The organism is bacterium (assembly GCA_035307765.1).
GTDB lineage: Bacteria > Sysuimicrobiota > Sysuimicrobiia > Sysuimicrobiales > Segetimicrobiaceae > Segetimicrobium.
Genome location: DATGHU010000038.1, coordinates 1 through 10,685, shown reverse-complemented (window position 1 = coordinate 10,685; position 10,685 = coordinate 1). Strand labels below are relative to the sequence as shown.

7 protein-coding genes and 1 pseudogene are annotated in these 10,685 nt (G+C 64.7%); 4 read left to right on the top strand and 4 right to left on the bottom strand.

Annotation, left to right across the window (positions count from 1 at the left end):
• The 3 genes and pseudogenes from VKV57_13185 to VKV57_13175 all read right to left on the bottom strand — a co-directional run bounded on the left by VKV57_13185 (window position 1) and on the right by VKV57_13175 (window position 3,344).
• Window positions 1–1,197: pseudogene (locus tag VKV57_13185) on the bottom strand (KUP/HAK/KT family potassium transporter).
• A gap of 357 nt (window positions 1,198–1,554) precedes the next feature.
• Window positions 1,555–2,991 (bottom strand): cation-efflux pump, encoded by a 1,437-nt coding sequence (locus VKV57_13180; GenBank protein ID HLW60860.1) that lies wholly within the window; start codon window positions 2,989–2,991, stop codon window positions 1,555–1,557.
• Between the two features lie 83 nt (window positions 2,992–3,074).
• Window positions 3,075–3,344, bottom strand: a complete 270-nt coding sequence (locus VKV57_13175; protein HLW60859.1) for a hypothetical protein — start codon at window positions 3,342–3,344, stop codon at window positions 3,075–3,077.
• A gap of 505 nt (window positions 3,345–3,849) precedes the next feature.
• Between VKV57_13175 and VKV57_13170 the strand changes: the two genes are divergently transcribed.
• The 3 genes from VKV57_13170 to VKV57_13160 all read left to right on the top strand — a co-directional run bounded on the left by VKV57_13170 (window position 3,850) and on the right by VKV57_13160 (window position 6,364).
• Window positions 3,850–4,521: a metal-dependent transcriptional regulator gene (locus VKV57_13170; GenBank protein HLW60858.1), complete on the top strand. Its 672-nt coding sequence runs from the start codon at window positions 3,850–3,852 to the stop codon at window positions 4,519–4,521.
• Between the two features lie 233 nt (window positions 4,522–4,754).
• The gene (locus VKV57_13165; GenBank protein ID HLW60857.1) at window positions 4,755–6,020 is read left to right on the top strand and encodes a divalent metal cation transporter; all 1,266 of its coding nucleotides are present in this window, start codon (window positions 4,755–4,757) and stop codon (window positions 6,018–6,020) included.
• A 59-nt stretch (window positions 6,021–6,079) separates the two neighbouring features.
• The gene (locus VKV57_13160) at window positions 6,080–6,364 is read left to right on the top strand and encodes a hypothetical protein (protein HLW60856.1); all 285 of its coding nucleotides are present in this window, start codon (window positions 6,080–6,082) and stop codon (window positions 6,362–6,364) included.
• 252 nt (window positions 6,365–6,616) lie between these two features.
• On the opposite strand, the gene VKV57_13155 is transcribed toward VKV57_13160, so the two are convergent.
• The gene (locus tag VKV57_13155) at window positions 6,617–7,027 is read right to left on the bottom strand and encodes a hypothetical protein (protein ID HLW60855.1); all 411 of its coding nucleotides are present in this window, start codon (window positions 7,025–7,027) and stop codon (window positions 6,617–6,619) included.
• 187 nt (window positions 7,028–7,214) lie between these two features.
• On the opposite strand from VKV57_13155, the gene VKV57_13150 reads away from it, so the two are divergent.
• The coding region (locus VKV57_13150) for an HAD-IC family P-type ATPase (protein HLW60854.1) at window positions 7,215–10,685 on the top strand (3,471 nt) is incomplete at its 3' end.

Below are 10,685 nucleotides of genomic sequence, written 5' to 3'. Positions count from 1 at the left end.
ATGCTAAATCGACAATAAGAAATGCGCCAGCGACTGTACCTGCCCTGGCCGTGCTCCATCCCCAGATCTCGCGCATGGCGATAAACAGCAGCGCCGAGGTCGCAAGCATGGTGGCCGACACGGCAATGCCGTAAGCTGCCGCGAGGTTGCCCGACTTTCCAAAGACAATGGTCAGGCCACATGTGACCGTCATGAGCGCCCAGTTGACGGCACCTACATAGATCTGCCCATACCCCTGCGCTGACGTCTGCGTGATGTGCAATCTCGGCAGCCAACCGAGCTGGATTGCCTGGCGCGTCATCGAAAAAGCACCGGTGATGATAGACTGGCTGGCGATGATCGTGGCGATCGTAGCAAGCACGACAAGCGGGATGAGCAAGGCCGATGGGCAGAGTCGGTAGAAAATATTGTCAGACGTGGGCGCACCCTCAAGGACGAGTGCGGTCTGACCCGCATAGTTGAGCACCAGACTCGGAAAAACCAGAACCGACCACGCCAGACGGATGGGCCGTGCACCGAAGTGCCCCATGTCGGCATAAAGTGCTTCGGCACCCGTCACGCAGAGAAATACACCTCCGAGCACCAGAAATCCGGTCATGCCATGCGAGAACAGGTAGGAGAGACCGTGCGTCGGATTTATCGCGAGCAGTACCGATGGATGCTGAATAATTCCCCAGATGCCAAGAAGGGCGATCGTCGCGAACCACACCAGCATGATCGGGCCGAACGCCCTGCCGATCCGAGCCGTTCCTTGGGGCTGGATGAAAAAAAGCGCGACGAGAATCAGGACGGAGACAGGCAGCACATAGGCCGTGAAAGAGGGAGCGACGATGTTCAACCCTTCGACCGCCGACAACACGGAGATCGCCGCGTAATCGCCCCGTCGCCATATATCAGCGCGGCCCCCAAAAGCCCAAGTGCGACAATGACGGGCCGGGGCTTGAGTTTGGCAATGAGCAGGGACATGAGCGCGAGAATGCCACCTTCACCCTGGTTATCGATCCGCATGGCAAAAGCGACGTATTTGATAGTGGTCACGATGATCAGTGTCCAGATTACGAGAGACAGAGCGCCAAGGATCGTGACTGGATCACGGTCCGCGCCGGTGAGGGCGAGGACCGTCTTCAGGGTGTAGAGAGGGCTTGTTCCGATGTCGCCGAAAACGACACCCAAGGCCGCCAGGCTCAGGACCCGCAGGCTCGCGTTGCGAACAGGAAGGGTGCGGGCTTCGGCAACCGTGTCAGACACAACGGCCCCCCATCGTTTTGTTGTGCCGCCAAGTCTCGTGCGTCACGTATCCTTTACTCTTTAGAGTTGATCGCTTCGACAAAGTCAAGTTTCACCTTCCCTGCCTCACCCACCATGGAAATCGAGGCTGTGCGGTGACCCACCCGTCTGACCCGAGACAGGTACCCAGAGAGGCCCTTCCATTTGGCGCAGATCGATAGGCCCCAGCCCCTCACCGCGCCCGGGAGAATCAGGACCGTCACGCGCTCGAGCGGCATCCCGTCGTTTCCCCCATGCGCAAGACGTCTGGAAGGCCACCCGCCGAGGCTAAGGCTCGCGGCTCGGCTCTGGGCCCAGTCGAGGCTCGGGGTGAATGTTGACCCGCGTAATCCGGGGAAACTCCGCACGGAGCCGCAACTCCAGGTCCTCTGTGATCGTGTGGACCTGGGTCACCGACAACCCGGGCGCGACCGTGCAGTGGACGGTGACCACCAGGTCGTGATCTACGTCGTGGGCCTCCAGGGCGTGGCAGTCCAGCACGCCGGGGGTGCCCCGCACGACCTTGAGAATCTTGCGCTCCATAATGGCCTGGGCCCGTTTCGCTTTTCGTGCCCGTACCACGCCACTAAGGCGTGGCTCGATGTGGACATTGATATCTTCGACCTCGGGGAGCGCGCGGCGGAGGGCGCTCTCCAACTGGGTCGCCTGATCGTGGGCGACCTGCAGGGACAGCGATCCGTCCACTTCCAGATCCAGGTCCGCGTGCACGTGCCCACCGATCGTGACGGCGACGACATCATGGATCTGAAAGTTCTCCCGGTTGGCGATCGACCGTATCCTCTCCAGCAGATCCCCGGATGGGGGAGTCCCTGGAGCGGCATCGACGACGACGTCCGCCGTCGGATACAGCTGATGCACCTGCGCCTCGACGGCGTCTACCACGGACTCTGCGTGCTCGAAGGGGATGTTGCTGGCGAGGATGAGCCGCAGGTCGACGAAGAGTCTGCCGCCACTCTGACGAACGCGGATCCGCTCGCTGTGTAGTACCTCTGGGACGCGGGAGATCCCCGCCGCGATGCGGTCCGCCACCCCCTCCGGCGCGGCATCCAGGAGCGGGCCGATCGTCGCGTTCCCCAGCCGTAGCCCGACGTAGAGGGTGATGCCCGCCACCAGCAACGCCGCGACGGGGTCGGCCTGCCGCAGCCACCCCGGGTACCCATGCTGGGCGGCGGAAATCAGGACGAGGGCCAAGAATACCGCGCCCGTGCCATAGACGTCCATCGAGAAATGCAGCGCGCTCGCCTCGAGGGCCTGGCTTTGGTACCTCCTCGCCGCGCGGAACAGTGCCCGGGCCCGGGCCGTGTCGATGACGATGGACACGAACAACACCGCGAACGCCCAGGGGGACGGCTCCACGTGCACGTCCCGGAGAAAGAGCCTGCGGAACGCCTCGACGACGATCCATCCACTCGTGAGGATGAGCAAACCGGTTTGGATCAGAGCCGAGAGATGCTCGGCCTTCCCGTGACCGAATGGATGCGACTCGTCGGCCGGCGCGTCGGCGGCGCGAATCGACACATAGGTGATCGCGGCGGCGATCAGATCCAGGGCGGAGTGGGCCGCTTCCGAGATGATGCCCAGGCTCCCGGTCAGGACGCCGACGGCGAGCTTCGTCGCGGTCAAGAACGCCGCCGCGAGCAGCGAGGTCACGGCGACCCGATGCTTCTCGCGGGTGGGGATGCCGAGGATGGAGGGGGCGTCCACGTTGGGATGTTAGGGCCCTAGGGGGCCCACCTGTCGCGCCGCGAAGAAACACAAGACCCAGACGTCAAGCCCGGCCATGAGGGTCACTGATAGATGGACCCCCGGAGTAGCAGACCGGCGGTGATGACGAGCAGGCCGGCGGTGGGGGCGAGCCCCCAGAGGACCCCCGTCAAGAACCTGACGATCTGCCCGTTTCCTCGCTGATCGACGGACAGCCACGCGATGGAGAGCACGGTGACCAGCGGCAGCGAGGCGAGCCATCCGCCAAGCGCCGCATTGCGCTGGGCCATTGTGGTGATGGCCACGATCACGAGCGCAGACCCTACGGCCCTGACCACGATATCCATGGTCATCCTCTTCCTCCACCATACACCTACCCGAATCCGGGGACCAGGGCGAGCGCCGGTCGCTGTCCGGACCTCACCGGACTCTCGCTCCGCCATCTTCCAGGTGCGAGTGGAGATTCCTGGCTAAGGCAATCCCGTACAGACGTGCGCTTGCAGGAGAAAGGCTCTCAGGTGAGAGGTGTGACAGTCCGTCCACGGCAACAACACCAGCCCCGCGAGCGCCGTGAACGCTCCGCGTAGGACCTCACCGTCGCATTCGACTGATCGCCTGGGCTCGCGTGGTTTCTTTGCGGCCAGGCAAGACGGGCCTCTGGAGTGTCTAATCTCGAAATGATGCCGCTCGAGCTTGCGACCCGGGTCGTCATCGCAGGGGCGAGCGCCACCCAGCCTGCCAAGCGGACCCCAGAACTCCGGCAGGGGAGTTGACACAGCCGGACCCGCTCGCTATTTTTTGATGGGCTAACATATACTAGGATCCTCGAAAGAAATTTTGCAAGATGGGGGTCGTTGTATGTCGGTAATCACCGGGGTGATGCAAGACTATTTGAAGGCGATCTATAAGCTCAAGCAGGATCGCGGCGCCGTCTCAACCTCGGAGATCGCAGGGCGGCTCGGCGTGGCGGCGGCCTCCGCCACGAACATGATCAAGCGCCTCGCTCGTCTGAGGCTTGTCTCCTACACCCGCTATTACGGTTTAACCCTGACGCCTGCCGGTCAGCGGATTGCGCTCGAAATCATCCGGCACCACAGGCTAATTGAGTTGTACCTTGCACAGCACCTGGGGGTGAGCCTCGATAAGGTAGATGCCGAGGCGGAAAGGTTGGAGCACGTGCTTTCGGAGGATGTGGAGGCCCGCATGGCCACGACCTTGGGAAACCCGACGCAGGACCCGCATGGGGATCCCATTCCCTCCGCGGATGGGACCCTGCGCGAGATCCGATATCCGCAACTGGAGAACCTACCAACCGGCGAGACGGGGGTGGTGGTGCGGGTAAGCGATCGAAACCCTGCGGTGCTACGTCGGCTGGCCCATCTCGGCGTGCTGCCGGGTGTGGCGCTCAAGGTGGTGGCGCGGCGCCACGGTGACTGTCAGGTAGAGGTGCGCGGGCGTCAATTGAACCTGCCCCGCGTTCTCTGCGAGGGAGTATACATTCAATGGCTGGGCGCGGCGGCGAAATCTTGAATTCCCATGCGCAAAGATCCGCGTAAAGTCCGCTGGTGAATTACTCGAAGCCGGGGAACAGGAGGTCGAAGATGGAGGAACGGTCTGAATCTTTACGGACGCGACCCGCGTCCGTAGCTCCCGGGCCCGATTTGCCTGAGCGAGGTGTTTCGGGCGGGATTACCCACGAGGACGTCGACCGGGCTCGGGACCGCCTTGCCGTAGAACGTGCCCGCCGGGCCGGTAGTGCTGGGATGCCTCTGGCGCGCCGGCTCCTGCCGCTCTGGTTCCTCATCGGGCCCGGGGTGCTGGTGTTTCTTGGCGAGAACGATGCGCCCAGCATGTTGTCCTATGCGGCCACGGGAGCCCAATACGGCATCGGGTTCTTTGTGCCGTTTGTCCTGGTCACGTTCCTGGCAGGGTTCGTGGTGCAGGAAATGACCGTGCGACTTGGCGCGGTGACCCATCGCGGTCATGCCGAACTCATTTTCGACCGGTTCGGGCGGTTCTGGGGTCGTTTCGCGATGGGCGACCTGGTTATCGGCAACTTCCTCACGCTGGTGACAGAATTCATCGGGATCCGAGCCGGCCTCAGCTTCTTTGGCGTTCCTCCGCTGACTGCCGTCGGCGGCGCAATGGTCCTCATATTCGGCGTGATCCTCACACACCGTTACTGGACCTGGGAGCGGATCACGCTGGGACTGGCGGTGTTCAACGGCCTGTTTGTCCCGGCGGCTCTCCTCGCCCATCCGCAGTGGGGCATGATCGGTAACTCGTTTCTTACGTGGTCCCCGGTTCCTGCCGGCGGCGTCTTGAAGCCCGATGTGATGCTGCTGATCATGGCCGATATCGGAGCAACCGTGACTCCCTGGATGCTCTTTTTTCAACAGAGCGCCGTGGTCGACAAAGGCCTGCAGCCGCGCGACATTCGGGCGGGCCGGACGGACACGATGCTGGGTACGCTCCTCGCAACGGCCTTTGCGATCGCCACCATCGTCGCAACGGCGCCGTTGTTCGCGCATGGCATCAAGGCGAGCGACTTCCAGGCGGCGCAGTTCGCCCAGGCGTTGCAACCCCTCATCGGGCGCGTCGGCGCCACCCTCTTCGCGCTGGGGATCTTCGAAGCGGGCCTTCTCGCCGCCATGACCATCTCGACGTCATCCGCCTACGCCTTTGGCGAAGTGTTGCATAAGCCGCATAGCCTCAACCGGCCGTTGTGGGAGGGGTGGGCGTTCTACGGCGTCCTGGTCGCATCCGCCTTTGCCGCGGCGGCGCTCGTGTTGATACCAAATGCGCCCCTCACCTACATCGTGTTAATCGTGAACGTCATTGCCGTCCTCGCGATGCCGCCCGCGCTGCTTTTCCTGGTGCTCCTGGTCAATGACCACGCGGTGATGGGTGAGCATACCAACGGACTCTGGGCAAATATTGCCGTGGTGACCGTGACGGTGTTGCTGGTCCTGGCAGGGTTGGGGTACGGGCTCGTCACCGTGTTCCCCAAGTTCCTCGGCGGTGGGTAGGATGCGTTCGCCACGGCACGGATTCGGCATTCGCGCGGCAACATACGGAGGTGATGTAGATGAAGCCGGAACATGATCCCCTGAGTGCGACGATCCGCCGTGCCGAAGTGACGGCGCCGGCCGGGCCCTCAGATATTGTTGACATGGATCTTCGACCTGACACGGTACTCTCGGTGCTGGAGGCGGATCAGCTGGTCGTCGCCAAAGAACACCCCCGTTTTGGGCAGAGGCAGCTGTCACAAGGCGTCCGTCTGCTCTTGTGGGGTTTGCGGTTGTATGTGATTGCCATGATGGCCCTCGTCGCGATTCAGGTCGTGAACGCAGTACGGGGGGGCGGGCACTGAAAAACGGGGGGCCGCGGGGACTGACATCCGGCGCCGATACCTGGACCGATGGGGGGTGAGGTCTTGGCGAGTATTTGGGCACAGGGCCCGCACGTGTCCCCCGTAGCGGCACGCGGGGGGGCCGAGTCAACTTTCCCGCGAAAAAGGGGACGGTTTCTTAACACAGGGTTCCAGAAAAAGACTTAGATTGAGTACGGCAGTGGTCAGGGAAGCAGCGCTCGGCCCGCAGGACGTTCGGGTCGCGCCGAACGTTTAGCCCGCGGGACGCCGTGCCCGAGGCTTAGAGACGCGGCGACGCGGTCGGTCGGGAGTGGCGTGTTCCTTCCCGTCCGACGACCGCGCGCTGCGGTTCTTTACCGCCTGGGCTTCGGCGAGAAAATCTTCCCACTCTTCGCGCAGCTCTGATGCCGCCTGGATGATGCGTTGGCCAAGTTGGTTGACCATGCCGCCGGTCCCGTTGTCGGTGTTCCTCATTCGCTTCGCGGCGACATCGCCCGCGGCCATCGCCGCAGCGATTCCCTGTACACCCCACGTTCGGAGGCGGTTCCGCACCTCCGGCGAGACCACCGCGACGATCACACCCCCCAGGACCACTGGACCCAGCCATGATGCACCGAGCGTATCCCCAAGTGCTTCGCCGACCGCACCCAATAGCTTGGCCATCGTCTCTCCCCTTTATCAGTGTGGCGCGTCAATGGATCTCAGTGGTCCAAAGAACCGAAGATCTTACCATTCTACCCGGCCGCTGCGACGATGGCAAATAGGAACACGTGTTCACTAACCCACTCCAGCCGGTACGGCGTCGACCGCACAGACGCCGTGTGCTAACCTGGGCGCCAGGAATCGTATCATGCGCACGCCGCCACCGACCACTCAACCGTCCGACCCGCCGCGCCGGATCCGGGATCTTCCCGGCCGGCTCCGGGCTGAGATCAAAGGGCTCCGCGGCAACCCCCGGTTGGCTCGGCGCGCAGAGCGCGACTTGGTAACGGTGGCCGGCGTGCGGCATGTAGAGGCCAATCCACTGACCGGGCGGGTGCTGATTCTCTATGAGCCCGGTCTCACCGGCATACACGTGCTGTTGGTCGAGGTGACGAAGCTAGAGTCATCTCGGATGGCGCGCGCCACCACGCGTCCGCGTGCTCCCTCGACCACGCTTCCGCGCAGGCCCGTTCGGGGATCGGCATTCTTGCTGGCCGAGGCGTTGCAGCCGATCGCCGCGGGCGCGCTGTTCGGGGGGATCGCGCTGAAGGTGCTCCTTGTGGGACATCACGAACGAGCGCAGTCCGAGCGGCTCAACGCCCTCTCCGTGCTGGTTGGGACGTTGAGCGGCTACCCGCAGATGCGGCGCGCCGCACGACGCGTGTTGGGTCGCCGTGTTCCCATCGGGCTCGTCGTTGGCTATCTCAGCATCGGGATCAAGGGACTCCGCGAATCGCTGCTCGGCCTATCCGCCGACACCGGCTCGCATCTCTTCGAGTATCTGGAAATGTCGGCATTGCGGCGCACCCGGCGCCAGTTGAGCCGTCTTCTGCATCACCACGGGCAGGCACACCTGATTGCCCCGGGGCGAGAACTCGATATCCCGGTCACGGAGCTGCAGCCCGGCGAATTGATCCGAATCGAAACCGGCGAGCGGATGCCCGCCGATGGTATCGTCGAGGACGGCACCGGCCTGGCCGATGAGAGTGTGCTCACGCACCGGGCGTTTCTCTCGCGCAAGAGCCAGGGAAGCCCCGTGTATCTTGGAATGCGGCTGCGGCAAGGGACGCTGTACGTGCGTGTAACTGCCGTGGGCGCCGACACGTATGTCGGTGAGTTACTCCAACGGGTGCCCGCGCAGCGCGAGAACAGGCTTCCGCTGGGACCGACGCGCGGGGCCCGGCGTGCCGGCGCGGGAGGACTCGCGCTGGCTGCCGTGACGTGGTTGCTGTTGCGCAGCTGGCGACGGGCGCTGGCTGTGATCGCCGTGGTGAACCCGAATTCCTTTCTCGCATCTGCCGTAGCGGCTTCCGGCGCCGCGGTGGAGGCGGTGGCCCGCCAGCGTGTCCGTGTGCAGCGCCGGAGCGCGTTCGATATCCTCGCCCGTGTCGATGTCGTCCTCTTCGGCAAAACCGGCACGCTGACCGCGGAATCCCCGGCCGTTGATGAGGTCGTGCCGGTTCCCGGGGTCCGCGGTGAACGGGTGCTCGCCATCGCCGCATCCGCGGCGCGCTTTTCCGGTCATCCTCTCGCCGTCCCGCTTCTGGAGAAGGCTCTGGAACTCGGGGTCGGATTGCTCCCCGCAACCGACGGTCAGGCGTCCCCCCGTGGTCTGGAGGCGCGGGTGGGGGATTCGGCGGTGTTGGTCGGTAATGCTCGGTTCTTACGCGATCAAGGAATCGACTCCGCGGCCACGCGCGAGGACGCGGCTCGCCTGGAGGCGCAAGGGAGCGAGGTGCTGGCCGTCGTTCAGGACGATCGCCTTATCGGTTTGATCGGCCTACGGGAGCGCCTTCTGCCCGGAGCCCGCGAAGCGGTGGCCGGACTGCGGGAAGCGGGGGTGAAGGAGCTGGGTGTGCTGAGCGGTGATGTCACCCAATCGGCGGCCCGGCTTGCCGCGGAACTGGGCATTCGGCGAACATGGGTGGGTGTGGGCGACGACGAGAAGCGGAACATTGTCCGACAACTGCAGCGCGACGGTCACGTTGTCGCCGTCGTCGGGGCGAGTGCAGGCGACCTCCCTGCCATGGCGCAGGCCAACGTGGCCATCGGGTTCGCGGGGGCGGGGTGGACCCCGATGCCGCGTGCGGCGCACATCATGCTGCTGCACCATCGGCTGGACCTGCTCCCCGGGCTGGTGGCGTTGAGCAAGCGTTTGCAAGACGTGTACCGGCAAAACTTCGCCATCGCCACCGTGGTCTCGACGGTTAGTGCGGCCGCTGCGGTCGCCGGGGCGCTGCCACTCGGCGTTGCCGACGAGGTCAACCAGTTACTCACCCTCGCCCTTCTGTTCAACTCCAGACGTCTCAGCGTGTTTCCTATCGGCGGGTCGCGAATGCAAGATGTCGAGCAGGCCCAGGCGCCGCCATGGCACGCGCTCCCCTCGGTAGAAGTCGCGCGGTTTCTGGCGACCGATAGCGACAGCGGCCTCGGTTCCGCAGAGGCCGGTCGGCGGTTGCGGCGGTACGGGGCGAACGCGCTGGCGGAGGTCGCCCCGCCGACCTTTGGCACCCTCTACGTCAAACAGCTCGCCACAGGGATGACGCTGTTCCTCGGCGCGGCCGCGGCTGTCTCCCTCGCGATTTCGGAGCCGATCAGCGCGATCTTGATCGGTGGTGTCGTGCTGGTGAATGCGGGCCTCGGCGCCTTTCAGGAGTTGCGGGCCGAGCGGGCGGTGGCGGCGCTTCGGAGCTATGCGGCCCCTACCGCGCACTGTCGCCGCGACGGGGACCTGCGGGAGATTCCGGCGACCCAGCTCGCCCCGGGCGACGTGATCATGCTGCGTGCCGGGGATACCGTTCCGGCCGATGCCCGGCTCATCGAGAGCTACGAGCTTGAGGTGGAGGAGGCGGTGCTCACCGGGGAGTCACAACCCGTACAGAAAAGCGTCCCACCGGTCCAGGTGAACGCGGAGCTCGGCGACCGGGTTTCCATGGTCTACATGGGCAGCGCGGTCGCCGATGGGCGGGCGAGGGCGATTGTCGTGGCGACGGGGATGGAGACCGCGATCGGTCGGATCGCCGGGCTCTTGACCCACGAGGACGCGGCGATACCCTTGCAGATGCGGTTAAGCAAAGTGAGCCACGCCCTGGCCGCCGGTTCGGTGTTAGCCGGGATCGCCTTTGTCGGCGCAGGGTTGATGCGGCGCTTGCCGCTCGGCACGCTCGCGCTCGGTGGCATCACCCTCGTCACGGCCGCCATCCCCGAAGGGCTGCCGGTCACCGTCACGATCGCGCTCAGTGCGGCGGTGCAGCGGATGAGCCGCCGGTCGTTGATCGTGCGCCGGCTGAGCGCCGTTGAAGCGCTGGGGCGGGTCACGGTCGTCTGTTGCGACAAGACCGGGACGCTCACGCAAAACAAGATGGCGGTGCGCGCGCTTGCTGCGGGCCGCCTGGAATGGACCGGCGAGGAACCACGCTGGAGTGCGCTCGATCAAGACGCACGGCAGGTGCTGACGATCGGCGCGCTGTGCAACGACGCGGTGGTCGTCGATGCCGCCGGACGCGCGACGATGGGCAGCTCGACGGAGGGCGCGCTGCTCTTGGCGGCGGCCGACGCGGGGCTCGATCCAGCCGGGCTGTGGTATGCGCACCCCCGTCAGACCGAGCTGCCATTTTCC

What these genes read in the sequence shown, in the direction of transcription:
- VKV57_13175 (HLW60859.1), bottom strand. Translation starts at nt 3,344, where the DNA reads ATGACCATGGATATCGTGGTCAGGGCCGTAGGGTCTGCGCTCGTGATC.
- VKV57_13170 (HLW60858.1), top strand. Translation starts at nt 3,850, where the DNA reads ATGTCGGTAATCACCGGGGTGATGCAAGACTATTTGAAGGCGATCTAT.
- VKV57_13165 (HLW60857.1), top strand. Translation starts at nt 4,755, where the DNA reads ATGCCTCTGGCGCGCCGGCTCCTGCCGCTCTGGTTCCTCATCGGGCCC.
- VKV57_13160 (HLW60856.1), top strand. Translation starts at nt 6,080, where the DNA reads ATGAAGCCGGAACATGATCCCCTGAGTGCGACGATCCGCCGTGCCGAA.
- VKV57_13155 (HLW60855.1), bottom strand. Translation starts at nt 7,027, where the DNA reads ATGGCCAAGCTATTGGGTGCGGTCGGCGAAGCACTTGGGGATACGCTC.